This window comes from Chromobacterium vaccinii (assembly GCF_001855275.1).
Taxonomy (GTDB): Bacteria; Pseudomonadota; Gammaproteobacteria; order Burkholderiales; family Chromobacteriaceae; genus Chromobacterium; species Chromobacterium vaccinii.
Map to the genome: position 1 here is coordinate 2,036,373 of NZ_CP017707.1, position 24,206 is coordinate 2,060,578.

Annotated in this window: 25 protein-coding genes; 15 read left to right on the forward strand and 10 right to left on the reverse strand. The window is 66.4% G+C overall.

From position 1 onward, the window contains the following. The 6 genes from modA to BKX93_RS09495 all read left to right on the forward strand — a co-directional run bounded on the left by modA (position 1) and on the right by BKX93_RS09495 (position 5,447). Complete coding sequence (gene modA, locus BKX93_RS09470; RefSeq protein ID WP_070981761.1) at positions 1-729, forward strand: molybdate ABC transporter substrate-binding protein; 729 nt, start codon at positions 1-3, stop codon at positions 727-729. Next, the gene (modB, locus tag BKX93_RS09475; protein ID WP_046155518.1) at positions 726-1,400 is read left to right on the forward strand and encodes a molybdate ABC transporter permease subunit; all 675 of its coding nucleotides are present in this window, start codon (positions 726-728) and stop codon (positions 1,398-1,400) included. Before modA ends, modB begins: the two co-directional genes overlap by 4 nt. Positions 1,401-1,441: 41 nt before the next feature. Further along, on the forward strand, positions 1,442-1,696 hold the full coding sequence (locus BKX93_RS09480) for a hypothetical protein (protein WP_046166429.1): 255 nt from the start codon (positions 1,442-1,444) through the stop codon (positions 1,694-1,696). A 173-nt stretch (positions 1,697-1,869) separates the two neighbouring features. Beyond that, complete coding sequence (fliD, locus tag BKX93_RS09485) at positions 1,870-3,402, forward strand: flagellar filament capping protein FliD (protein WP_070979613.1); 1,533 nt, start codon at positions 1,870-1,872, stop codon at positions 3,400-3,402. Positions 3,403-3,482: 80 nt separating this feature from the next. Continuing rightward, entirely contained in the window at positions 3,483-4,172 is a 690-nt protein-coding gene (locus tag BKX93_RS09490; protein ID WP_046155521.1) for a FadR/GntR family transcriptional regulator, read from the forward strand. A gap of 12 nt (positions 4,173-4,184) precedes the next feature. Next, positions 4,185-5,447, forward strand: coding sequence for a CynX/NimT family MFS transporter (locus BKX93_RS09495; protein ID WP_046166431.1), 1,263 nt, complete (start codon positions 4,185-4,187; stop codon positions 5,445-5,447). Between the two features lie 64 nt (positions 5,448-5,511). On the opposite strand, the gene BKX93_RS09500 is transcribed toward BKX93_RS09495, so the two are convergent. From BKX93_RS09500 to BKX93_RS09510, 3 genes are read right to left on the reverse strand one after another with little or no spacing between them, the layout of a single operon-like run. Next, positions 5,512-6,033, reverse strand: a complete 522-nt coding sequence (locus BKX93_RS09500; RefSeq protein WP_070979615.1) for a DUF2946 family protein — start codon at positions 6,031-6,033, stop codon at positions 5,512-5,514. Between the two features lie 39 nt (positions 6,034-6,072). After that, positions 6,073-8,568 carry an ABC transporter permease gene (locus tag BKX93_RS09505; RefSeq protein ID WP_070979617.1) on the reverse strand — a complete coding sequence of 832 codons (2,496 nt, stop codon included), beginning with the start codon at positions 8,566-8,568 and terminating at the stop codon, positions 6,073-6,075. Next, positions 8,565-9,263: an ABC transporter ATP-binding protein gene (locus BKX93_RS09510; RefSeq protein ID WP_046155525.1), complete on the reverse strand. Its 699-nt coding sequence runs from the start codon at positions 9,261-9,263 to the stop codon at positions 8,565-8,567. The genes BKX93_RS09505 and BKX93_RS09510 overlap by 4 nt, the downstream gene beginning before the upstream one ends. On the opposite strand from BKX93_RS09510, the gene BKX93_RS09515 reads away from it, so the two are divergent. After that, entirely contained in the window at positions 9,262-9,858 is a 597-nt protein-coding gene (locus tag BKX93_RS09515) for an arylesterase (RefSeq protein WP_046155526.1), read from the forward strand. The two genes, BKX93_RS09510 and BKX93_RS09515, sit on opposite strands and share 2 nt — an antisense overlap. A gap of 127 nt (positions 9,859-9,985) precedes the next feature. Beyond that, positions 9,986-11,209, forward strand: coding sequence for an MFS transporter (locus BKX93_RS09520; protein ID WP_070979618.1), 1,224 nt, complete (start codon positions 9,986-9,988; stop codon positions 11,207-11,209). Between the two features lie 121 nt (positions 11,210-11,330). Here BKX93_RS09520 and BKX93_RS09525 read toward each other — a convergent pair whose 3' ends face one another. From BKX93_RS09525 to BKX93_RS09540, 4 genes are all read right to left on the reverse strand, one after another. Next, positions 11,331-11,945: a peroxiredoxin gene (locus BKX93_RS09525; protein WP_046155528.1), complete on the reverse strand. Its 615-nt coding sequence runs from the start codon at positions 11,943-11,945 to the stop codon at positions 11,331-11,333. Between the two features lie 291 nt (positions 11,946-12,236). Continuing rightward, positions 12,237-14,030, reverse strand: coding sequence for an aspartate--tRNA ligase (gene aspS / locus BKX93_RS09530; protein ID WP_070979620.1), 1,794 nt, complete (start codon positions 14,028-14,030; stop codon positions 12,237-12,239). Between the two features lie 78 nt (positions 14,031-14,108). Continuing rightward, positions 14,109-14,762 (reverse strand): DUF502 domain-containing protein, encoded by a 654-nt coding sequence (locus tag BKX93_RS09535; protein WP_235429177.1) that lies wholly within the window; start codon positions 14,760-14,762, stop codon positions 14,109-14,111. A 23-nt stretch (positions 14,763-14,785) separates the two neighbouring features. After that, complete coding sequence (locus BKX93_RS09540) at positions 14,786-15,043, reverse strand: FmdB family zinc ribbon protein (RefSeq protein ID WP_046155530.1); 258 nt, start codon at positions 15,041-15,043, stop codon at positions 14,786-14,788. Between the two features lie 235 nt (positions 15,044-15,278). On the opposite strand from BKX93_RS09540, the gene fabI reads away from it, so the two are divergent. Genes fabI through BKX93_RS09555 form a run of 3 tightly spaced genes read left to right on the forward strand, consistent with a single transcriptional unit; the run spans position 15,279 to position 18,170 of the window. Further along, the gene (gene fabI, locus BKX93_RS09545) at positions 15,279-16,076 is read left to right on the forward strand and encodes an enoyl-ACP reductase FabI (protein WP_235429180.1); all 798 of its coding nucleotides are present in this window, start codon (positions 15,279-15,281) and stop codon (positions 16,074-16,076) included. 10 nt (positions 16,077-16,086) lie between these two features. Next, positions 16,087-17,022: a phosphate acetyltransferase gene (locus tag BKX93_RS09550; protein ID WP_046155531.1), complete on the forward strand. Its 936-nt coding sequence runs from the start codon at positions 16,087-16,089 to the stop codon at positions 17,020-17,022. After that, positions 17,019-18,170 carry an acetate/propionate family kinase gene (locus BKX93_RS09555; protein ID WP_046155532.1) on the forward strand — a complete coding sequence of 384 codons (1,152 nt, stop codon included), beginning with the start codon at positions 17,019-17,021 and terminating at the stop codon, positions 18,168-18,170. Before BKX93_RS09550 ends, BKX93_RS09555 begins: the two co-directional genes overlap by 4 nt. Before the next feature lie 9 nt (positions 18,171-18,179). Here the strand turns inward: BKX93_RS09555 and BKX93_RS09560 are convergent, their stop codons facing one another. Next, complete coding sequence (locus tag BKX93_RS09560) at positions 18,180-18,878, reverse strand: glutamine amidotransferase (RefSeq protein WP_046155533.1); 699 nt, start codon at positions 18,876-18,878, stop codon at positions 18,180-18,182. Between the two features lie 175 nt (positions 18,879-19,053). Then, a complete protein-coding gene (rpsT, locus tag BKX93_RS09565; protein ID WP_046155534.1) occupies positions 19,054-19,317 on the reverse strand; it encodes a 30S ribosomal protein S20 in 264 nt (87 codons plus the stop codon). 129 nt (positions 19,318-19,446) lie between these two features. On the opposite strand from rpsT, the gene murJ reads away from it, so the two are divergent. After that, complete coding sequence (gene murJ / locus BKX93_RS09570; protein WP_070979622.1) at positions 19,447-20,982, forward strand: murein biosynthesis integral membrane protein MurJ; 1,536 nt, start codon at positions 19,447-19,449, stop codon at positions 20,980-20,982. Positions 20,983-21,028: 46 nt separating this feature from the next. Continuing rightward, the gene (gene queF, locus BKX93_RS09575; protein ID WP_070979624.1) at positions 21,029-21,862 is read left to right on the forward strand and encodes an NADPH-dependent 7-cyano-7-deazaguanine reductase QueF; all 834 of its coding nucleotides are present in this window, start codon (positions 21,029-21,031) and stop codon (positions 21,860-21,862) included. A gap of 67 nt (positions 21,863-21,929) precedes the next feature. On the opposite strand, the gene BKX93_RS09580 is transcribed toward queF, so the two are convergent. Continuing rightward, positions 21,930-22,607 (reverse strand): pseudouridine synthase, encoded by a 678-nt coding sequence (locus BKX93_RS09580; RefSeq protein WP_046155537.1) that lies wholly within the window; start codon positions 22,605-22,607, stop codon positions 21,930-21,932. Positions 22,608-22,757: 150 nt separating this feature from the next. Here BKX93_RS09580 and BKX93_RS09585 point away from each other — a divergent pair, with 150 nt between their 5' ends. Together BKX93_RS09585 and BKX93_RS09590 are read left to right on the forward strand one after the other, a co-directional pair. Continuing rightward, positions 22,758-23,465, forward strand: coding sequence for an alanyl-tRNA editing protein (locus BKX93_RS09585; RefSeq protein ID WP_046155608.1), 708 nt, complete (start codon positions 22,758-22,760; stop codon positions 23,463-23,465). Beyond that, positions 23,462-24,154 (forward strand): MOSC domain-containing protein, encoded by a 693-nt coding sequence (locus BKX93_RS09590; RefSeq protein ID WP_046155538.1) that lies wholly within the window; start codon positions 23,462-23,464, stop codon positions 24,152-24,154. The genes BKX93_RS09585 and BKX93_RS09590 overlap by 4 nt, the downstream gene beginning before the upstream one ends. The last annotated feature ends 52 nt before the right edge of the window (positions 24,155-24,206 follow it).

The window sequence follows — 24,206 nt, forward strand, 5'->3', positions numbered from 1 at the left end:
ATGCCGCGCCTGCGCCTTGCCCTGCTGTGCCTGATCCTCTCCCCCCTCGCCCTAGCCGACACCGTCAATGTCGCCGTCGCCAGCAATTTCCAGCAGACCCTGGACAAGATCGCCAAATCCTTCAAGGCCGCCACCGGACACGACGTCAAGGCCAGCGCCGGCGCGTCCGGCAAGCTGGCCGCGCAAATCCGCCAGGGCGCGCCGTTCGAGGTGTTCCTGTCCGCCGACGACGAACGCCCGACCGAGTTGGCCAAGGCCGGCGTAGGCCAGGCCTCCAGCCAGTTCACCTATGCTTACGGCCAACTGGCGCTGTGGAGCAAGCAGCGCGACGACGCCGGCGAAGCGGCGCTGCGCCAGGGCAATTTCGCCAAGCTTGCCGTCGCCAACCCGGCCACCGCGCCCTACGGCCGCGCCGCGATGGAAACGCTGGCCGCGCTGAAGCTGGAAGCGGCGGTGAAATCCAGGCTGCTGACCGGCGACAATATCGGCCAGACCATGCAGTTCGCCGATGTCGGCGGCGCCGACTTCGCCTTCGTCGCCTATTCCCAATTGCTGGAGCAAGGCATACACAGCCGCTACTGGCTGGTGCCTGAAAAACTGCATCAGCCGATCCGCCAGGACGCGCTGCTGATCAAGCCCACCCCGGCCGCGACCGCGCTGATGGCCTTCCTCAAAAGCGAGCAGGCGCGCGCGCTGATGGCCCAGGCCGGCTATCGCTTCAAGCCGTGAGTCCCCAGGACTGGAGCGCGATCGCGCTGACATTGCGCCTGGCCGGCATCAGCACCCTGCTGCTGCTGGCCCTGTGCATTCCCTGCGCCTGGTGGCTGGCGCATAGCCGCTCCCGGCTGCGCCCATTCATGGAGGCCGGCGCCATGCTGCCGCTGGTGCTGCCGCCGACGGTGCTGGGCTTCTACCTGCTGCTGGCTTTCGGACCGCACGGGCCGGTCGGGAAGCTAACCTCCTCGCTGGGCCTGTCCGGCCTCGCCTTCACCTTTCCCGGCGTGGTGCTCGCCTCCATCCTGTACTCGCTGCCCTTCGTGCTGCAGCCCTTGCTGGCCAGTTTCCGCGCGGTGCGGCAGGAAGAGCTGGAAAGCGCCCTGCTGCTGGGAGCGGGGCGCTGGCAGCGGATGCGCCACGTGATCCTGCCATCCTGCCGCAGCGGCCTGTTGAGCGCGGCCTGCCTGGGTTTCGCGCATACGGTCGGCGAATTCGGCGTGGTGCTGATGATAGGCGGCAACATCGACGGCGAAACGCGCGTGATATCGATCGCGCTGTACAATCAAGTGGAGCAGGCCAACTATGGCGCGGCCCACCAGCTGGCGCTGATGTTGCTGCTGTTTTCACTGGCGGCGTTGAGCGCCGTTTATTGGCTGAACGCCAGACAAAAACAATCGGAATGACATCCGCCCGCGCCGCGGGCCTTCAATGGAGACCAACCATCATGCGCAAATCCGTGCTGATCGCCGTACTCGCCCTGTTCAGCGCCAATCTGGCGCTGGCCGACGCCGCCTGCGACGCCAAGGCCGCCGAAAAGAAACTGGCCGGCGCCGCCAAGCAAAGCTTCCTGAAAAAATGCGAAAAAGACACCGCCGCCGCCCAGACCAGCTGTGAAGCCAAGGCTGTGGAAAAGAAACTGGCCGGCGCAGCCAAGCAGAGCTTCGCCAAGAAATGCGTGAAGGACGCGATGGCCAAGTAAGCGCCCTCCCCCGCATACGGCATGCCGCCTCGCGCCATGCCGTTTTTTTGTGTCTCGCTTACGCCAAACCCCACATGCGGACACACGGCCAAAATCGACAAAAATACTGAATAAGCAATGACTTGAGCGATTTGATCTACACTTGAACAAGATGTGGCTTGTGAGTGTTGGCAATGAACTCCCTGTCCGGATACAACTCCTCTTTCTCGTCTTTCGACAGCCTGCTGCCAAACTTGAGCAGTTTGTTGTCGAGCGGGCTACTGCTGGGTTCGTCCAGCGCCGCCAGCCAGAGCAGCGCCAGCAGCAGCGCAACCGATCCGATCCAGATCGAGTTGTCCACGCTGGGCCAGCTGATGTCGATTCTCGGCACTTTCCAAAGCAGTCTGCAGCAGATTTACGCGCCGTCGATACAATTCGGCGGCGGCACCGCCAGCAGCAGCAATCCCGCCGTGGCCAGCGTCAGCACCTCCACCGGCGCGCAGAACGCCAGCTACCTGCTCAATGTTTCCCAACTGGCTCAAGCGCACAGCGCGACCACCAGCTTCTCGCTGTCCGACAGCGGCACCACCGTGGTGGGCAGCGGCAGCCTGACCATCGCCACCGGCAGCTATGCCTACACCAGCTCGACCTCGGCCACCAGCTTCACCGCCAACGACACGCCGGTGACCATCAGCATCAGCAACGGCACCCTGTCCAGCATCGCCAGCTCGATCAACGGCGCCAACGCCGGGGTGGTGGCCAACGTGGTGCAGAACGCGTCCGGCGCCTATCAATTGCAGATCAGCCAGGCCAGCACCGGCGCCAGCAACAATTTCAAGATCTCGGTCAGCGACAACGACGGCAACAACACCGACCAAAGCGGCCTGTCGCGGCTGGCCTTCGACCAGACCCTGGCCGTGGGCAGCGGCCAAAACCTGACCCAGACCCAGGCCGCGCTGAACGCCAGCTACACCGTCAACGGGGCATCCGGCTCCAACGCCAGCAATTTCGGCATTCAGCTGGGCAGCGGCGTTTCAGCCAACCTGCTGGCGACCGGCAGCAGCAACATCACGGTCAACGTCGACTTCGGCCAGCTCAATACCAACGCCCAGTCGCTGGCCAGCGCCTTCAATACCGCCCAGGGCTCCATCAACAGCCTGCTGGGCAACCAGGTGCTGCCGAGCAACGATCCGATCGCCGCCATGCTGCCGCGGATGCTGAATCAGCAGGTACAGAACAGCTACAGCAACGGCAGCTCGCTGCTTACCATGCTGAGCCAGGTCGGCCTCAGCTACCAGAGCCCGGCGCAATACGGACTGGGCGGCACGCTGAACCTCAACGTCAATTCGCTGCAGGCGGCGTACAACAGCGACTCCAGCGGCGCCGCCAACCTGCTGTACACGGCGGCGCAATCTCTGAATGCGCTCGCCAACAGCTACACCTCGCAGGGCAGCGGCTCGCTGGTCAATGAAACCCGCGCGCTGCAAGCCCAGCAACGCAACCGGCAACTGGTGATCCACACCCCGCAAACGCCCAATACCTTTCCGTTCAACTTGCAGAACCTGCTCAGTTACCCGTCCGGCAACAGCATGCTGTCCGCCCAGCAGATCAGCGGCCTCGCGATGTACGCGCTGGTGTATTCGATCGGCGCGCCCTACACGCTGAACGCGCTGCTGGTGGGCCAGGGACTGGGCCTGTCCAGCAGCGGTTTCTCCGCCACCGCCTGAACCGCGTTCCCCTTAGCTTTGCCCTTCTCGGCGTTTGCCGGTAAAATTCATCGGATGATTGGATGTTTAAGCCAGGATCTATGAATATTTCCGCCGCGAAACGCTCGCTGGTCGACATCGCCGTCGACAACCTTGGCCGCCAGCTGGAACAAGGCCGCTGGCCGGTGGGGAGCCGCATTCCCACCGAACCCGAACTGGCCGACGAGCTGGGCATCAGCCGCAACACCGTGCGCGAGGCGGTGCGGGTGCTGCTGTACGCCGGTCTGCTGGAAGTGCGCCAGGGCGATGGCACCTATGTGCGGGCCATCGTCAATCCGGGCGAGGCGATGCGCGCGATCAGCCGCGCCAGCCTGCGCGAACACCTGGAAGTGCGCTGCCTGCTGGAAGAAAGCGCCGCGCGGCTGGCCGCCGAGCGCGCCGGCGGCGCCGACATCGCCCGCATCGCCGCCACGCTGGAAGGGCTGCGGCCGCAGGACGGCGAAACGCCGGAAAGCTACGCCGAGCGGGACCTCGCCTTCCATGTCGCCATCGCCGACGCCAGCGGCAACCAGGCGCTGGCCGGCCTCTACCACTTTTTCTCGCGCGCGGTGCGGCAAAGCGTTCAGGACTCGATCCGCGACGAAGCGCTGCCCGACCCGGACTTGGCCGCCCACGCCGCCATCTTCGACGCGATCCGGCAAGGCCGGCCAGACGAAGCCGGCCAAGCTGCCGCCGCCATCACCCGCCCGCTGCTGGCCACGCTGGACCGGCTGCTGGACAAGCAACAATAAGAAGGAAGCACGATGCAAGAAAATACGGGTCGGCCCCAAGCCATCGCCGACGAACTGTTGATCGATGACGACACCCCCTCCGCCATGCCGCAAACCGGCAGCCGCAAGCGCGCGCTGCTGTTGCTGCTGGGACTGGTGCTGGTGGGGCTCAATCTGCGGCCGGCGCTGTCCAGCCTGGCGCCGGTGCTGGCCATGGTCAGCGCCGATACCGGCCTCAGCCCAGCCATGGCCGGCCTGCTGACCACCCTGCCGGTGGCCTGCCTGGGCATCTTCGGTCCGTTGGCGCCGCATCTGGCCCGCCGCCTGGGCAGCGAGAAAACCATCGCCGTCGTCCTGCTGGCCCTGGCCGCCGGCATCCTGCTGCGCACCCAGCTGGGCCTGTTCGGCCTGTTCGCCGGCTCGGCGCTGGCCGGCGCCGCCATCGGCGTGATCGGCGTGCTGTTGCCCGGCATCGTCAAACGCGACTTCGCCAGCCGGGCCGGCCTGATGACCGGCGTCTACACCATGGCGCTGTGCCTGGGCGCGGCGCTGGCCGCGGGCTTCACCGTTCCGGTGGCCGAGCACTTCAGCCACGACTGGCGGCCCGCGCTGGCCTTGTGGGCCTTGCCGGCGGCGCTGGCGCTGGCCGTCTGGTGGCCGCAGCTGAACACCCGCCACGCCGCCGGCCGCGGCCAGTGGCGGGTCAGCGGCCTGCTTCGCGACCCGCTGGCCTGGCAGGTGACGCTGTTCATGGGCCTGCAATCGTCGCTGGCCTACATCGTGTTCGGCTGGCTGCCCTCCATCCTGATGGACCGCGGCCTGACCGCGATGCAGGGCGGACTGATGCTGTCGCTGTCCACCATGGTGCAGGTGCCGGCGTCGCTGCTGGTGCCGATCCTGGCCCACCGCTGCCGCAACCAGCGCCCGCCGATCGCCATCACGCTGCTGGCGGTGATCGCCGGCTTGCTGGGCATGCTGTACGCGCCCACCGGCAGCCTGATGCTGTGGGCGGCGCTGCTGGGCTTCGGCCAGGGCGGCCTGTTCAGCACCGCGCTGAGCCTGCTGGCGCACCGCTCTCCCGACCAGCACGTGGCGGCCAGCCTGTCCGGCATGGCCCAGGGCATAGGCTATATGCTGGCCTCGATGGGCCCGTTCGCCGTCGGCCTGATCCGCGGCCACAGCCACGAAGCCTGGCCGCTGGCGCTGCTGTTCAGCCTGATCGCCGCCGCGGCCTTCTCCGTCGGCATGCTGGCAGGCCGCAAGCGGCTGGTCGGCGTCAAGGCCGAACCAGTCTGATCCTGCCGCGCCATGACAAAGCCCCGCCGTTTCGGCGGGGCTTTTTCTCATCCAGACAAACGACTTACCTGGGCCGGGCGACGATGCCGTAACGCGCCTGCAGCGCCGGCAAGGTCTCGGCCGCCAGCGGCAGGCCGGCGTCGCCCACCTGCAGCACGGCGGGCAGCGACGCCTCGTCGCCGTCCCAGTCCGGCAGCGCCTCCTCCAGCACCGCGGCCAAGTCGCGGTCGTCCACAGCGGCCAGCTCTCCGCCGATCTCCAGCAGCAGCATACCGTCCGGCGTCAGCCAGGCCGCGCGCGCCGGCACGTCGTCGTCGTAAGGCACGGTGCTCCAGCCCTTGGGCGTGCGCCGCGCCGCCAAGGGCGCGGCGTCCAGCTGCACATACACTTTCTGCGGGCCGTTCTGCACATAGCAGCGGCCCTGGCCGTCGCGGCTGTAATTGCGGTTGAAGAACTCCACCATCCCCTCATGCTGCAGCCTGGCGTCCTTGATCCACCACTGGCCCCGGGCATCCAGCCGCAGCCAGCCGAACACCGCCGGCACGTTCGGCCACTTGGCCAGCGCCGCCAACACCATTTCGTCCATCGCTTCTCCTTCCGCGGGTTCGTCCCGCTTGTTCCGCCGCTAGCCTATCGCGCGCAGCACCGTCAGCGGCGGCGTTCTCGTCACCTTGCCCACCAGCGGCCAGCCAGCGAGCGTCACCACCAGCACCCCGCCGGCCATCCCCAGCGGCAGCAGCCACCAGTTGAGCAGCAGGGGCAGGGAAAACAGTTTCACCGCCGCCAGCACGCCGATTCCCATCGCCCCCAGCGCCGCCAGCAGGCCGGACACCGCGCCCAGCCACACCAGCTCGGCCAGCACCACGCTGCGCACCTGCCTGCGCGACGCGCCCAGCGCCCGCATCAAACCCACGTCGGCCAGCCGCTCGTCGCGGGTGGCGGTCAGCGACGCCCACAACACCAGCACCCCGGCCGCCAGCGCCAACAGGAACATCGCCTCGATCGCGCGCGTCAGCTTGTCCACCATCGCCCTGACCTCGGCCAGGATGCTGCCCACGTCGATCACCGTCAGATTGGGGAAGCGCTCCACCAATTGATTGGCGAAGGCCTCGTCCGCCGGCTCCAGGCGGAAGCTGGTGATCCAGCTGGCCGGCTGCCGGCTGAACTGGCCCGGCGTGCCGATCACGAAGAAATTGACGCGGAAGCTGTCCCAGGGCACTTCGCGCAGGCTGGTCACCTTGGCGCGGTAGGCGGTGCCGGCCAAGTCGAAAGCCAGCGTGTCGCCCAGCCGGATGCCCAGGAGATTGGCCAGGCCCTTCTCCACCGAGAATTGCGGCTTCACCCGCTTGCCCTCGTCCCACCACTTGCCGGACACCACCTGGTTGCCCGGCGGCGGCTCGGCGCGCCAGGACAGATTGAACTCGCGTTCCGCCAGCCGCCGCGCCTGCTCGTTGTCGTAAGCAGCCGGGCGCACCGGCTGCTCGTTGATGGCGATCAGCCGGGCGCGCGCCATGGGCGCGAGCTCGGGCTGCGGCCGCCCGGCCGCGGCGAACGCGTCGCGCACGCCGTCCAGCTGGTTGCCCTGGATGTTGATCACGAACTTGTTCGGCGCGTCTGCCGGCACGCTGCGCTGCCAGGCGCCGATCAGGTCGTCGCGCACCACGGTAAGCGTCAGCAGCGCCATCAGCCCCACCGACAGCGAGGCGATCTGCAGCACCGCCAGCCAGCGCCTCCGGGCCAAATTGGCGATGCCGAAGCGCCAGCCCACCTTGCCGCCGCGCGGCAGCCGGCGCAACAGCAGCACCAGGCCCAGCGCCAGCGCGCCGGACACGCCGAGAAAACCCAGCATCGCCGCCAGCAGCCAGCCGGCCAGCGACCACTCGCCCACCTGCCACGAAGCCAGGCCCAGCAGCGTGGCCAGCGCCAGCACCGGCGAGATCACGCCCTGGCGCGTCGGCGGCAGCTCGTTGCGCAGCACCGCCGCCGGCGACACGTCGCGTATGCCCATCAGGGGCGGCAGCGCCAGGCCGGCCAGCAGCAGCTGCGCCGCCAGCGGGCCGATCAGCCACGGCTGCCAGCCCGGATCGGGCAGGATCTCGCCGACGTAGCCGCTGAACAGCCGCATCAGCCCCAGTTGCACGCCGAAGCCGGCCAGCGTGCCCAGCAGACCGGCCAACAGGCCCACCAGCGCGAACAGGCCGACGAACAGCCCCCATACCTCGCCGGAGCCCAGGCCCAGGCAGCGCAGCACCGCCACCTGCTGCCAATGGCGCTGCAGGTAGCGGCGCACCACCAGCGCCACCGCGGAAGCGGCCAGCGCCACGGTCAGCATCGCGGTCAAGCCGAGGAAGCGCCGCGCGCGCTCCAGGCCGGTGCGGATTTCCGGCCGCATCTCTTCCACGTTTTCCAGCCTGGCGCCCTTGGGCTTGTGCGCGCGCAGCCAGGCGCGGAAATCGGCGACCTGGCGGTCTTCGCCGGCGAACAGCAAGCGCCAGCGGATGCGGCTGCCCTCCTGCACCAGGCCGGTGGCCGGCAGGTCGGCGCTGTTGAACATCAGCCGCGGCACGAAATTGTAGATGTCCATGCTGCCGTCCGGCTCGCGGACGATGACGCCGGCCAGCTTCAACTGGGCGTTGCCGACGCCGATCTCGTCGCCCAGCTTCAGCTTGAGCCGGCTGATCAGCCTGGCGTCGGCCCAGGCGGTGCCGGGCGTAGGCTGCAGCCGGCCGCTTTTCTCGCCGCCGCCGATCAGCCGCACCGTAGTCTCGCCGCGCAGCGGGTAGCCCGAGCTCACCGCCTTGTACTGCGCCAGCGTCGCCTGTCCGCCGGCGAACACCATGGACGGGAAGGTGATGTTGTCGGCGGTCTGCAGGCCGCGGCGCTTCGCCTCGGCCCGCACCGCGTCCGGAGCCGTCTCGTTGCCGGAGAGCACCAGGTCTGCCGCCAGCAGCTGGGTGGCCTGAGTGGTCAGCGCCTTTTCCACCCGGTCGGAGAAGAAAGCGACGCTGCTCATCGCCGCCACCGCCACCAGCAGCGCCAGGCCGAGGATGGTCAGCTCCCCCGCCGCCAGCTCGCGGCGGATGAAGCGGGAAACGAAACGGAAACGTCCAAACGGAGTCATTCAGCGCGCGCTCCGTTCAGCTTGCCGTCCACCAGCCGGTAGATGGCGTCGCAGCGGCTGGCCAGCTCGTTGTCGTGGGTGACCAGCACCAGCGCCGTGCCCTGTTCGGCGTTCAGCTGGAACAGCAGGTCTATGATCTGGCGGCCGGTATGCGGATCGAGATTGCCAGTGGGCTCGTCAGCGAACAACAGGCCGGGATGGATGACGAAGGCGCGCGCCAGCGCCACCCGCTGCTGTTCGCCGCCGGACAGGTGGCGCGGGTAATGGCCAAGCCGCGCCGCCAGGCCGACGCGCTCCAGCATCCGCTGCGCCGCCTCTCGCGCGTCGTTGCGCCCGGCCAGCTCCAGTGGCAGCATGACGTTCTCCAGCGCGGTCAATTGCGGCAGCAGCTGGAAGTTCTGGAACACGAAGCCCACCTTGTCGCGCCTGAGCAGCGCGCGGGCGTCTTCGTTCAGCCGCGACAGCGGCTTGCCGAACAGCGCCACCTCGCCGTCGCTGGGGTGGTCGAGGCCGGCCAGCAGCGACAGCAGCGTGGACTTGCCCGAGCCCGAGGTGCCGACGATGGCCACGCTCTCGCCGGAATACAGGGTCAACGACGCGCTGCGCAGGATGTGCAGCACGTCGCCGCGGAAATGCACTTGTTTCGCCAACTCGCTGGCGGCCAATACCGCCTTCTTTTTCTCAGGATGATTCATGCGTTCTATCGTCTGCAAAATGCTGTTCCCCTTGTTGCTGCTGTGGCAGTTGCCCGCCTTGGCCGCCACGGTGCTGGTGTTCGGCGACAGCCTGTCGGCCGGCTACGGCCTGGCGCCGGGCCAGGGCTGGGCGGCGCTGCTGGCGCGCGACCTCGCGCCCAGGCATCTGGTCGTCAACGCCAGCGTCTCCGGCGAAACCAGCGCCGGCGGCCTGTCCAGGCTGCCCGACGCGCTCGCCCGCCACCGGCCCGACGTGCTGGTGCTGGAGCTGGGCGCCAACGACGGCCTGCGCGGCCTGCCGATGGCCGAGATGCGCCGCAACCTGCAGCGGATGATAGACCTGGCCCAGGCCCGCCAGGCCAAGGTGCTGCTGGTGGGCATGGCGCTGCCACCCAACTATGGCCCCCGCTACGGCGCCGAGTTCCGCGGCGTTTATGACGATTTGGCCCGGCGCAATCGCCTGGCCTACGTGCCGCTGCTGATCGAGGGCTTCGCCGGCGATCTGAGCGCCTTCCAGCCCGACGGCCTGCATCCCCGCGCGGAGAAGCAGGCCACCATGATGCGCACGGTCAAGGCAAAACTGCCAGTGAAATAATGCAACAGGGCCATTGACTGGTTATTGTTTTAAATAGAAGAATAAGCATATCGCATAATCATGCAGCGATCCGCCAATCTGCTTCCGCCGCGCAGCCGGAACCAGGCCGAACGGCCGTTGCCCCGCCATGCCCCAAACCGCTTTGCTTGACCGCCTCGCCCGCCCCTACCGCGGCCTGCCGCCCAGCGTCTACATCCAGGTCGTCTGTAGCTTCATCAATAATGTGGGCGGCATCTCCAAGCTGTTCCTGCCGCTTTACCTGCGCGAAAACTACCACCTGCCCTACAGCCAGATCGGCATGTTGATGGCCTTCTACGGCGCCGGCATGCTGGCCGGATCGCTGAAAGGCGGCAGCCTGACCGACCGCTTCGACAGCCGCGCGCTGGCGGTGCTGGCCCTGGCCGTATCCGGCCTGTGCATGGCCTTGCTGGCACTGCAGATTCCGGTGTGGATGTTCATGCCGCTGCTGGTGCTGTCCGGCATGGCCGACGGCGGTTTCCGGCCGATCAATCAGCGACTGGCGCTGGAGCCTTGCACGCCGCAGCAGCGGCCGGTGGCCCAAGGCATGATGCGGGTGGCCTTCAATCTAGGCGTGGCCATCGCCGGGGTCACCAGCGGTTTCCTCGCCGCCTACGGCTACCAATGGGTGTACGCGGCCAACGCCGCCGGCACGCTGCTGGGCGCGTCCTGGATGGCCTGGTCCTACGCCCGCCACGTGGAAAGCACCCGTCCGCAGCAGCGCCAGGCCGGCGACGACGGCTCGCTGGCCGGCCCCTGGCGCGACGCCAGCTTTCTGCGCAGCATCCTGGCCCTGGTGCTGGTCACGCTGGCTTTCGACCAGATGTACGTGACGCTGGCGCTGTTCCTGCGCGAGCACTACCAGCTGGGGCCACAATGGGTGGGCTATCTGTTCACCATCAACGGCCTGATGGTGGTGGCGCTGCAGATCCCGGTCAGCCGCCGCATCCTGCGCTGGGGGCTGGCGCGCAGCACCCAGCTGGGCGTGCTGCTGACCGGCTGTTCCTTCCTGTGGCTGAACGCCGGCCACGGCGCGCAATGGGCGGTGCTGATGATGGTGACGCTGACTTTCGGCGAGCTGTTGCTATCGCCCAGCTACGCGCAACTGGTGATGCACCGCTCGGAGGGCAGGCTGCGCGGCAGCTACCTGGGACTTTACAACGCCGCCTGGAACGGCCGGACGCTGGTGGCGCCGGCGCTGGGCACCGCGCTGTACGGCCAGCTGGGCGGCTCGGCGCTGTGGTGGCTGTGCGCGCTGGCCGCCTGCCTGAGCGTGGCCGTCCAGCACGGCGCGCTGAAAACCATGCTCGATCCCGCGGCGGAAACCCGCTAGACGGCTCGCGCTTCGGCCTTGCGGGAGCCTCGCAGCCATCGTGGGCCGGGACAGCCGATAAAACAACACCCCGCCGGCTTGCGCGGGCGGGGTGCGGAACAGAATCCGGATCAGTCGCGGATTACAGATCCTTGGCGTTCTCGGCCAGGTAGGAAGCCACGCCTTCGGCGGACGGCTTCATGCCCTTCTTGCCCTTGTTCCAGCCAGCCGGGCACACTTCGCCGTGCTCTTCGGTGAATTGCAGCGCGTCGACCATGCGCAGCATTTCGTCGACGTTGCGGCCCAGCGGCAGGTTGTTCACCACTTGGTGCTGCACCACGCCGGACTTGTCGATCAGGAAGGAGCCGCGGAACGCGACGCCGCCGTCGGCTTCAACGTCATAGGCCTTGCACAGCTCGTGCTGGATGTCGGCCACCAGGGTGTAGCCGACTTGGCCGATGCCGCCCTTGTCGACCGGGGTGTTGCGCCATGCGGCGTGGGTGAACTGGCTGTCGATGGACACGCCGATCACTTCCACGTTCTTGGCCTTGAACTCAGCCAGGCGGTGATCGAAGGCGATCAGTTCGGACGGGCAGACGAAGGTGAAGTCCAGCGGGTAGAAGAACACCACGGCGTACTTGCCGGCGGTGGCTTGCTTGAAGGAGTAGTTGTCTACGATCTCGCCATTGCCCAGCACGGCGGAGAAAGTCTTTTCACCAGCGAAGAACGGGGCTTGCTTGCCAACGAGTACGGCCATTTTGATCTCCTTAAGGGTCTTGATATGACGGCGCGTTCCTGATCGGGCATCGGAAAACGCCGTGGATTGCGGAGCTTTATAAAACACTGCGTCCGGACCCGGCAAATTGTAAATCGATATCGTTGCGATAAAGTTTTGCAATTGCCGGCCGCGGGACCGCCCCGGCTGAGCGGGGACTATCCAGTCAGATGGGGATGGCCGGCCGAAGTTTCAAGCCGACGACCGTCGGCAGGGACGGCGCGAAAAAAAACGGACAGCTAGCTGTCCGTTTTTCTACGCGACCCCAAAGGATCAGGCGCTCGGCTCGGCCTTCTGGCGCAGGCGCAGGTTCAGCTCGCGCAGCTGCTTGTCGTCCACAGCGTTCGGCGCGTTGGTCAGCAGGCACTGGGCGCGCTGGGTCTTGGGGAAGGCGATCACATCGCGGATGGACTCCGCGCCGCACATCAGCGTCACCAGACGGTCCAGGCCGAAAGCCAGGCCGCCGTGCGGCGGCGCGCCGAACTTCAGGTTGTCCAGCAGGAAGCCGAACTTGTTCTGCTGCTCTTCCGGGCTGATCTTCAGCGCGCCGAACACCTTCTCCTGGATCTCGGCGCGGTGGATACGGATGGAGCCGCCGCCGATTTCCCAGCCGTTCAGCACCATGTCGTAGGCGCGGGCCAGGCAGGCACCCGGATCGGTGGCCATCAGGTCCTCATGGCCCGGCTTCGGGCTGGTGAACGGATGGTGGCAGGCGGTCCAGCGGTCGGCTTCCTCGTCGTGCTCGAACATTGGGAAGTCCACCACCCACAGCGGGCGCCATTCCTTGACGAAGTAGCCGTTTTCCAGGCCGTGCTCGTGGCCGATCTTGATGCGCAGCGCGCCGATCGCCTCGTTCACCACCTTGGCCTTGTCCGCGCCGAAGAAGACGATGTCGCCGTTTTGCGCGCCGGTGCGCTCGATGATTTCCTTCAGGCCGTTGGCGGACAGGAACTTCACGATCGGGGACTGCAGGCCCTCTTCGTTCAGCTTGGTGACGTCGTTGACCTTGATGTAGGCCAGGCCCTTGGCGCCGTAGATGGATACGAACTGGGTGTAGTCGTCGATTTCCTTACGGCTGAACGACGCGCCGTTCGGCACGCGCAGGGCCACCACGCGACCGTTCGCCATGTCGGCGGCGCCGCGGAACACCTTGAACTCTTCCGACTTCATCACGTCGGTCAGTTCGGTGAATTTCAGCGAAACGCGCATGTCCGGCTTGTCGGAGCCGTAGTAGAACATGGCGTCGCCGTAGGTCATGCGCGGGAAGGTCGGCAGCGTCACGCCCAGCACGTCGCTGAAGATCTCACGGGTCATGGTCTCGGTGATGTCCATGATCTGGTCCTCGTTCAGGAACGAGGTCTCGATATCGATCTGGGTGAATTCAGGCTGGCGATCGGCGCGCAGGTCTTCGTCGCGGAAGCACTTTGTGATCTGGTAGTAGCGGTCGAAGCCGGCCACCATCAGCAGCTGCTTGAACAGCTGCGGCGATTGCGGCAGCGCGAAGAACTCGCCCGGATGCACGCGGGACGGCACCAGGTAGTCGCGGGCGCCTTCCGGGGTGGAGCGGGTCAGCATCGGGGTTTCGATGTCGATGAAGCCCTGCTTGTCCAGGTGGTTGCGCACGCCCATCGCCACCTTGTAGCGCAGGCGCAGGTTCTTCTGCATCGCCGGGCGGCGCAGGTCGATCACGCGGTTGGTCAGGCGGACGTTTTCCGACAGGTTCTCGTCGTCGATCTGGAACGGCGGCGTGGCCGCGGCGTTCAGGATCTCGATTTCCTTGGCCAGGATTTCGATCTCGCCGGAGATCATCTTGCTGTTGGCGGTGCCGGCCGGGCGCTCGCGCACGATGCCGCTGATGGACAGCACGTACTCGCCGCGGCTGCTGTCAGCCAGACGGAACGCTTCCGGGGTGTCCGGATCGATCACCACCTGCACCAGGCCTTCGCGATCGCGCAGGTCGATGAAGATCACGCCGCCATGGTCGCGGCGGCGGTGGGCCCAGCCTTTGACGGTCACGGTTTGACCGAGGTATTTCTTGTCGATGAGTCCGCAATAATCGGTGCGCATTGGGTAAACCTTTTTGATTGAATTCTTCGAAGTTCCCGCTAGGGGACGACATGCTTAGGGGCTAGACAGGGTGACGGCCTAGCCCTGCCGATTATGTTCATCATTCAGCCGCGGGCGTTGAGCCTGCGGCGGCGGGGTCGGAACCACCACGCCCATGGAAATGACGTACTTGAGCGCCTCGTCGACGCTCATGTTCAGCTCGCGGGTGTCGCTGCGCGGCACCACGATGAAATAGCCCGAGGTCGGGTTCGGCGTGGTCGGCACGTAGACGCTGACCAGTTCCTCGCCGTTCTCCGCGTGGCGCAGGATTTCCTGAGCCGGCGTGCCGGTCTGGAAAGCCACGGTCCAGGCATTTTGATGCGGCCAGCGCACCAAAAGCGCGTTCTTGAACGCGTTGCCCGAATCGGACAGCAGCGTGTCGCTGACCTGCTTGACGCTGTTGTAGATGGAATTGACCACCGGCGTGCGCGACAGCAGGCCGTGCCAGAACTCCACCAGGCGGCGGCCCAGCACGTTGGCGGCCAGCATGCCGGTGCCCATCACCACCAATACCGCGAACACCACCCCCAGGCCGGGGATGTGCATGCCGAACAGCTGCTCGGGGCGCCACTCGGCCGGCAGCAGCGTCAGCGTCTGGTCCAGCGAACCGATGATCAGGTTCAACACCCAAAGGGTGATCGCCAGCGGCAGCCAGATCAGCAGGCCGGCGATCAGATAGCCCTTCAGGGTCATTTTTATCTGCGGGGAAACCGACATCAGTCGCAACCGCAGCCAGCGCCGCAGCTATGGCCTCCGGAAGAATCGGAGCCGCTGGAGGAGGACGCGGAGGCTCCGCCCTTGAAGTCGGTGGCGTACCAGCCCGAGCCCTTCAGCTGGAAACCGGCGGCGGACAGCTGCTTGCGGTAGTCGGCGCTGCCGCATTCCGGACAGGCGGCCACCGGCGCGTCGCTCAGTTTCTGCAGGTGTTCCTTGGCGACGCCACAGGCGCCGCAACGATATTCATAGATCGGCATAGCTTTACTTTCCCGCCAATTGACCACGATGGCATAATACGCATGATTGCTGCACTGCACCACATCCGGAACTAAACTCAGGACAGGTCTGACTGTACAGATGCGGCCGCCAGCTTTCAAACACAAGTGCGCCGCCTGCAAACCAACCATTATATCCGACTGAAACGGCAATACAAAAACCACTTTTAATCATTCTGCTGCAACACCGCCCTGCAACGCTATCCCGGAGGTCCAAATGGTTTACCAAGAAGGTCAGATGGAAAGCATACGCAACATCCTCGCCGGCAAGAGAGGGCTCATCGTCGGCATCGCCAACGAAGACAGCATCGCCTACGGCTGCGCCAGCGTGCTGCATCAACTGGGCGCGGAATGCGCGGTCACCTACCTCAACGCCAAGGCCGAGAAATACGTGCGGCCGCTGGCCGAACAGCTGCAGGCCAAGCTGGTGCTGCCGCTGGACGTGGAGCAAGCCGGCCAGTTGGAGCGCGTGTTCGCCGAGATAGAAAAGCACTGGGGCGGGCTGGACTTCATCATCCACTCCATCGCCTATTGCCCGATGGAAGACTTGCACGGCCGCGTCACCGACTGTTCGCTGGCGGGCTTCCAGCAGGCGATGCGGGTATCGTGCTACTCGTTCATCGAGATGGCGCGGCTGGCCGAGCCGCTGATGAAGCGCGGCGGCAGTCTGATCACGATGAGCTATTACGGCGCCGACAAGGTGGTGGAAAACTACAACATCATGGGCCCGGTCAAGGCGGCGCTGGAAAGCGTGTCCCGCTACCTGGCCAACGAGCTCGGCCCCAAACGCATCCGCGTGCACGCGGTGTCGCCCGGCCCGCTGAAAACCCGCGCCGCCTCCGGCATCGCGCACTTCGACCAGTTGATCGAAGACGCCATCTCCCGCGCGCCGCAGAATCGCCTGGTGGAGATAGAAGAAGTGGGCATGACCTGCGCCTTCCTGATTTCCGACGCCGCCAGCGGCCTGACCGGCCAGACCATCTACGTCGACGGCGGACACCACATCAAGGCTTGAGGAGAACGGCATGATTCACGATACCCACGCATTCGACGACATCCTGCAACAGGCGCGCCAACTGGGCGCGCTGCCGATGGCGGTGGCCCACCCCTGCAGCAGGGATGCGCTGCTGGGCGCGGTCGAAGCGGCCGACAACGGCATCGCCACCCCGATCCTGGTGGCGCCGCTGGCCAAGCTGAAGAAGCTGGCGGACGAACTTGAAGTAGACCTCAAACGCTTCGAGTGCATAGACGTGGAACACAGCCACGCCGCCGCCGAACGCGCGGTGCAGCTGGCCCGCGACGGCTACGCCGACATCCTGATGAAGGGCAGCCTGCACACCGACGAGTTCATGAGCGCCGCGCTGGCCCGCGACACCGGCATCCGCACCGACCGCCGCATCAGCCACGTCTGGATCATGAAGGTGGAAAGCTATCCGCGCTACCTGTTCATCACCGACGCGGCGGTCAATATCGAGCCGGATCTGATCACCAAGCGCGACATCTGCCAGAACGCCATCGACCTCACTCACGCGCTGGGCATCGCCTGCCCCAAGGTAGCCATCCTGGCCGCGGTGGAAACCATCAACCCCGACATGCAGGCCACGCTGGACGCCGCCGCGCTGTGCAAAATGGCGGACCGCGGCCAGATCACCGGCGCCATCCTCGACGGCCCGCTGGCCTTCGACAACGCCATCTCCAAGGAAGCGGCCGACAGCAAGGGCATCGTCTCGACAGTGGCCGGCGATCCGGACATTCTGCTGGTTCCCAACCTGGAAGCCGGCAATATGCTGGGCAAACAGCTGACGTATCTGGCGCAGGCCGCCTCCGCCGGCATCGTGATGGGCGCCCGCGTGCCCATGGTGCTGACCAGCCGCTCCGACGACGCCAGCGGCCGCCTGGCCTCCAGCGCCATCGCCAGCCTGCTGGCCCACCAGAAACGCCGCCAGGGAGGACGTCCATGAACCGTTGCCTGCTGGCGATCAACGCTGGTTCCGCCACCCTGAAGTTCCGCGCGTTCTCGCTGGACGGCCAGACGCTGCTGGCGCGCGGCATGGTAGACCGCTTCGGCAGCCGCGAAGCCCTATTCTCGCTGGCCGACGCCAACGGCCAGAAGCTGGCCGAGCGCGGCCTGGCCGACGCCGCCCACGACACCGCGCTGGCGGCGGTGCTGAACGGCCTGGCCGATCAGGGGTTGGAGGCGCGGGCGGTGGCGCACCGGGTGGTGCATGGCGGCAACCGCTTCCGCCAGCCGGCGCGGGTGGATGCCGACACTCGGGCGGCGCTGGACGACTACATCGCGCTGGCGCCGCTGCACCAGCCGGTCAGCCTGGCGGTGATAGACGCCTTCAGCCGGATAGATCCGCAACTGCCGCAAATCGCCTGCTTCGACACCGCCTTCCACGCCACCCAGCCGACGGTGGCCACCCGCTTCGGAATCGCCCGCCACTGGCACGACGAGGGCGTGCGCCGCTACGGCTTCCACGGCCTGTCCTACGCCGCCATCGCGCGGCGGTTGCCGGAAATCGGCCTGGCCCACGGCAAGGTGGTGGTCTGCCATCTGGGCAGCGGCGCCAGCGCCTGCGCGATCGAATCCGGCAAGAGCGTGGCGTCCAGCATGGGGTTTTCGGCGGTGGACGGCCTGATGATGGGCAGCCGGCCCGGCTATATCGACCCGGAAGTGATCCTGTATTGGCAGGAACATGAAGGCATGGGAGTGAAGGACGTGCGGCGCGAGCTGTACAAAAACTCCGGCCTGCTGGGCGTGTCCGGCGTGTCGGCCGACATGCGCGAACTGCTGGACAGCGAACTGCCGGAGGCGCGCGAGGCGGTGGAGCTGTTCTGCTACCGGGCGGCGCGCGAGGCGGCCAGCCTGGCCGGGGCGATGCGCGGCCTGGACGGACTGATCTTCACCGCCGGCATAGGCGAACACTCTGCCGAGGTGAGGGCCAGGATATTGCAGCAGCTGTCCTGGCTGGGATTCGAGCTGGACCACGCGGCCAACCTCGCCCACGCGCGGCGGCTCACCGCAGCCGGCAGCCGTCTGCCGGCCTATATGCTGCCCACCGACGAGGAAGGCGAGATGGCCCGCCAGGCGGCACGGCTGCTGTAGGCCCCCTGGTCAGATGCTAACGCCGCTCAGCCAGCGGCTGAGCATCTGGGCGGCCAGCGCGGGCAAGGCCTCGCCGTGCCGCCGGTTCTGCTCGCGCAGCTCGCGCGGATCGATGCCCGCCGCCGCCAGCTCGCCGCTGTGGCCGATCAGCCAGCGTTCCAGCTGCGCCGGCTCCACCTCCGGATGGAATTGCAAGCCAAGCGCGTAATCCTCGACGGCGAAAGCCTGGTGCGGACACAGCTCGCTGCCCGCCAGGCACTGCGCGCCGTCGGGAATGGCGAACTGGTCGCCATGCCAGTGCAGCACCGGCGCGTCGGCAAGCGGCGCCAGCGGCGACGCCCGCCCGGCATCGGTCAGACGCAGCGACGCGTAGCCGATTTCCTTATGCCCCATCGGCGCCACCCGCGCGCCCAGCGCGCTCGCCATCAATTGCGCCCCCAGACAGATGCCCAGCGTCGGCCGACGCCGCCTCAGCCGCTGCTCCAGCAGCAACCGCTCCTGCTGGAGAAACGGATACAGATCGTCGTCACCGACGCCTATCGGGCCGCCCAGCACCACCAGCAGGTCGGCCTGCTCCAGCGCCGGACTGTCCAGCCGGTCCACGCCGGCCTCGCGGTATTCGATGCGGTAGCCGCGCATTTCCAGCTGGCGGCGCAAGGACCCGAGATCCTCGAATGCGACATGGCGAATCGCAATGGCGGTTTTCATCGGCGGCGCTCCCGTTTCACCGTGCGGATTCATCGAGTATGCATAAGCCCCTTTCCCTTGTCGACGCGGGAAAGGACAACGCCCCCGCCGCATCGCTGCGACGGGGGCGCGGATACACAAAAGGCCCCGCGATGCGGAGCCTTTGCGTATTCTTGCAGCCTGGGCTGTCGATCGATTAGGCCATGGCCTTGATCTGGGCGGACAGACGGCTCTTGTGACGAGCAGCCTTGTTCTTGTGGAACACGCCCTTGTCAGCGATGCGGTCGATGACTTTTTCGGAAGTCTGGAACACCACGCGAGCGGCGGCCTTGTCACCGGCTTCGATAGCCTTGAGCACTTTCTTCACTGCGGTACGGAACGCAGTACGCAGGCTGGCGTTGTGCGCGCGCTGCTTAAGGGCTGTGCGTGCACGCTTGCGAGCTTGTGCGCTGTTAGCCATGAATTTCTCCTGATAGCGGAATCTGAAACCCGCGATTCTAAGCCCTAAACTCAGGTTTTGCAACAATAAACCCGCCAGCGTAAACTAGCGGGCTTGCTCAATCCGCCTAGTATCGGCCGTCAAACCAAAATGAACCTGCTCAAGGCCCTGGCTGCAGTCAGCAGCATGACCATGGTGTCCCGCGTCCTCGGCCTGGTGCGCGACACCCTGGTCGCCCGCATCTTCGGCGCCGGCATGGCCGCCGACGCCTTCAACGCCGCCTTCAAGATTCCCAACATGCTGCGCCGGCTGTTCGCCGAAGGCGCGTTCTCGCAGGCTTTCGTGCCCATCCTCGGCGAGTACAAGCAGAACAAGACCCACGAGGAAACGCGCGAGTTCGTCGCCAAGGTGACCGGCGTGCTGGGCTCGGTGCTGCTGCTGGTGACGGCGATAGGCATGCTGGCCGCGCCGGCCATCATGTGGATCTCTGCCCCCGGCTTCTACCGCGAGCCGGCCAAGGCTGCCCTGTTCGCCGACATCCTGCGGGTGTCTTTCCCCTATATATTCTTCATCTCGCTGTCGTCGATGACCGGCAGCATCCTGAACAGCTGGGGCAAGTTTTCGATTCCGGCGTTCACCCCCACCTTTCTGAACCTCAGCTTCATCGTGTTCGCGCTGTGCTTCACCCACTATTTCCATCCGCCCATCATGGCAATGGCGTGGGCGGTGTTCGTCGGCGGCCTGATCCAGCTGGTGTGGCAGCTGCCCTTCCTGAAGCAGGTCGGCATGCTGGCCCGGCCCATCCTCGCCTTCCGCGACCCGGAGGTGTGGCGGGTGATCAGGCAGATGGGGCCGGCGATCTTCGGCGTGTCGGTGGCGCAGATCTCGCTGCTGATCAACTCCACCTTCGCCTCCTTCCTGCCCACCGGCAGCGTGTCGTGGATGTATTACGCCGACCGGCTGATGGAATTCCCGTCCGGCGTGTTGGGCGTGGCGCTCGGCACCATCCTGCTGCCGTCCTTGTCCAAGCACGCGGCCAGCAAGTCCGACGCCGAGTTCAGCGTGCTGCTGGACTGGGGCATCCGGCTGTCGCTGCTGCTGGCGGTGCCGGCCACCGTCGGCCTGGGCCTGCTGTCCGGCCCGCTGCTGTACACCATGTTCATGTACGGCAAGTTCAGCGCCCACGACGCGCTGATGTCGCAGCAGGCGGTGATCGCCTATTCCTTCGGCCTGCTCGGACTGATTCTGGTCAAGGTGCTGGCGCCGGGCTTTTACGCGCGCCAGGACATCAAGACGCCGGTCCGCATCGCGGTGACCACCTTGATCATCACCCAGGTGATGAACCTGGCCTTCGTGTTTCCGCTGAAGCACGCCGGCCTGGCGCTGTCGATCGGCCTCGCGTCCTGCATCAACGCCGGCCTGTTGATGTACACGCTGCAAAAGCGCGGCATCTACCGGCCCGAGGCGGGCTGGAAATCCTTCCTCGCCAAGCTGTTCATCGCCATCGCGGCGATGGCGGCCGCGCTGCTGGCCTGCCTGCAGTGGCTGCCGATAGACTGGCACGGCCACGCTTGGCAGCGCGCGCTGTGGCTGCTGCTGCTGGTCGGCGTCGGCGCGGCGGTCTACTTCGCCGCCTTGTTCGCGCAGGGCTTCCGCCCGCGCCAGTTCATGCGCCGCGAGCATTGAGCCGCCGGCCTATGATTCATCAGCATTCGGTTAGAAAGTCGCAACCATGAGCCATCTCACCCCCGAACATTCGCCGCTGGGCAAGACCGTCAGCTACCAGGACCAGTACGATCCTTCCCTGCTGTTCCCGATCGCGCGCAAAACCAAGCGCGACGAGATAGGCGTGGATGAAGCCGCGCTGCCCTTCGCCGGCATCGACATCTGGACCGGCTTCGAGCTGTCCTGGCTCAACGCCCGCGGCAAGCCGCAGGTCGGCATCGCCACCTTCCGCATCCCGGCGGCCAGCCCCAGGCTGATCGAGTCCAAATCGTTCAAGCTCTACCTGAACAGCTACAACCAGACGCGGATGGACGGCGTCGACGCCCTCTCAGCCCAACTGGCGCGCGATCTGTCCGCAGCCGCCGGCGCCGAGGTTTCGGTCTCCATCGCGCTGCCGCAGGCCTTCGCCGCCGAACAGGTACGCGAGCTGGCAGGCGAGTACATCGACGAGCTGGACATCGAGGTCGACCACTACTCGCCCTGCCCTGAGATTCTCAAAGCCGACGCCGCCGACATCGTCAGCGAAACCCTGTGCAGCAATCTGTTGAAATCCAACTGCCTGGTCACCGGCCAGCCGGACTGGGGCAGCGTGTCCATCCGCTACACCGGGCCGAAGATCGACCGCGAGGCGCTGTTGCGCTACCTGATCGGCTTCCGCCGGCACAACGAATTCCACGAGCAATGCGTGGAGCGCATCTTCGTCGACGTGCTGCGCGCCTGCGCGCCGGAGAAGCTCACCGTCTACGCCCGCTACACCCGCCGCGGCGGCCTGGACATCAACCCGTGGCGCAGCAATGCGGACGCCGCGCCGACGGACAACGTCCGCGCCGCGCGGCAGTAAGCGGCCCGGCCGGCCAAAACAAAAGGGATGCCAGAGAGCATCCCTTTTTTGCGGACCAGGCCCGGCCTCAGAACGGCGCCGGTGCCTCGAACTCCATCTCCTCGAAAGTCACCGGGTGGCGCAACACCAGCCGCGACGCGTGCAGCAGCAGGCGATCGGCCTTGGCCAGCGCCTCCGGCGGCGCGTAGATGTCGTCGCCGAGGATGGGGTGGCCGGACTCCAGGTGCAGCATGTGCATGCGCAGCTGGTGGGCGCGGCCGGTTTGCGGATCCAGCTCCATCCGGCTGAGGTTGCGGCCGGTGTCGCGCAGAATCACCCGGTAATGGGTGATGGCTTCCTTGCCCTCGTCGAAATCCACCTTCTGCCGCGGCCGGTTCGGCCAATCGATGATCAGCGGCAGATCCACGGTGCCGCTATTGCTTTCCACGATGCCGTCCACCACCGCGATGTAGCGCTTCTTCACCTTGCGGTCCATGAAGGCGATGGACAGCGCGCGCTGCATCTCCGGGCCGCGGCCCATCACCACCAGGCCGGAGGTGTCCATGTCCAGACGGTGCACGGTCAGCGCGTCCGGGTAAACCTTCTGCGCGCGGCTGATCAGGCAGTCGGCCTTGTCCTCGCCCCGCCCCGGCACCGACAACAGGCCGCTGGGCTTGTCCAGCACCAGGAGGCAGCTGTCGGCGTAGATCACGGAAAGGCCGGTGTCCGGCGGCGGGTTGTAGTGTTCCAGATTGTGTCTTTGCATAGCTAACGGCTTTAAAAATCGATTGGAGGCGATTATCGGCGTTAAAGCCTTGCGCCACAAGCTGTTACCGTCTTTTCTCCTCGGCGCTGTCACTTGAAATCCCGCCCGGCAGCCATCACCCTGTCCAGACAAGACGACAAAGGACGCATCATGACGGAACGATTCTATCAAGACCCCTACCAGACCCGCCTGGCCACCCGCGTGCTAAGCCACGACGACGCCGGCCTCGCGCTGGAAGACACGCTGTGCTACCCGCTGGGCGGCGGCCAGCCCGGCGACAGCGCCACGCTGACGCTGGCCGACGGCGCGACGCTGCGCATCGCCGATACCCGCCGCGACCGCGAGACCCGCGCCATCCTGCACCAGACCGAGAGCGATGCCCGCCTCGCGCCGGGAACCGAGGTGACGCTGGAGCTGGACTGGGATCGCCGCTACCGCCACATGCGCATCCACACCTGTCTGCATTTGCTGGGCGTGGTGATCAAGGCCGGCGTCACCGGCGGCAACATGACCGCGGAATCCGGCCGGCTGGACTTCGCGCTGCCGGAAGGCATGGAGCTGGACAAGGAGCGTATCGAGGCCGAGCTGAACCGGCTGGTGGAGGCCGACCTGCCCCTCGCAGTGAAAATGACCAGCGGCGAAGCGCTGAAGGCGCAGCCCGAGCTGATCCGCACCATGTCGGTGACGCCGCCCTTGCACCTGCCGGAGATCCGGCTGATCGAGGTGGAGGGCGTGGATCTGCAGCCCTGCGGCGGCACCCATGTCGCGCGCACCGGCGAAGTGGGCCGGGTGCGGGTGAAAAAGATAGAAAGCAAGGGCGCGCGCAACAAGCGAGTGGTGGTGGAGTTGGCGGAATGAGCCGGGAAACCGTCATCGGCTGCGTGCTGGCGGTATTGACCGGCAAAGCCGTCCCCTTCGTCCGCCCCGACGCGCTCAGCGCCATCGCCAAGCAGCCGCTGGCTGGACGCGCATCCCTGGGCGCGCTGGGCCTGGCTGGCGACGAGCAAGGCGATCCCCGCTACCACGGCGGCCCGCACAAGGCGGTGCATCTGTACGCCTTCGAGCATTACACCCGCTGGCGCGACGAAATCGGCCCGCGTCCGGCGCTGGAGCACCCCGGCGGATTCGGCGAAAACCTGAGCACTCTGGGCATGGACGAGACCACGCTGTGCCTGGGCGACCAGTTGGCTATCGGCTCCGCGGTGCTGGAGATCTCCCAGGGCCGCCAGCCTTGCTGGAAGCTCAATCACCGTTTCGACCAGCGCGACATGGCCAAACGCTTGCAGGACAGCGGCCGCACCGGCTGGTACTGCCGGGTGCTGCGCGAGGGCGATGTCGGCGCCGGCGACGACATCCGCCTGCTAGCGCGCCCGCATCCCGAATGGACGCTGGCGCGGCTGGCCGACGTCTTCTACCGCCGCGGCCTGGAACGGGAGCTGCTGCTGGAGATCGCCCGGCTGCCGCTGGTGGAGTCCTGGCGGCAGCTGATCGAGAAAAGGCTGGAAAGCGGCCAGCTGGAAGACTGGAGCCGCCGGCTGGACGGCTAGGCAAGCAAAACGGGGACCGAACCGGTCCCCGTTGCTATTTGGCGGATGCGGC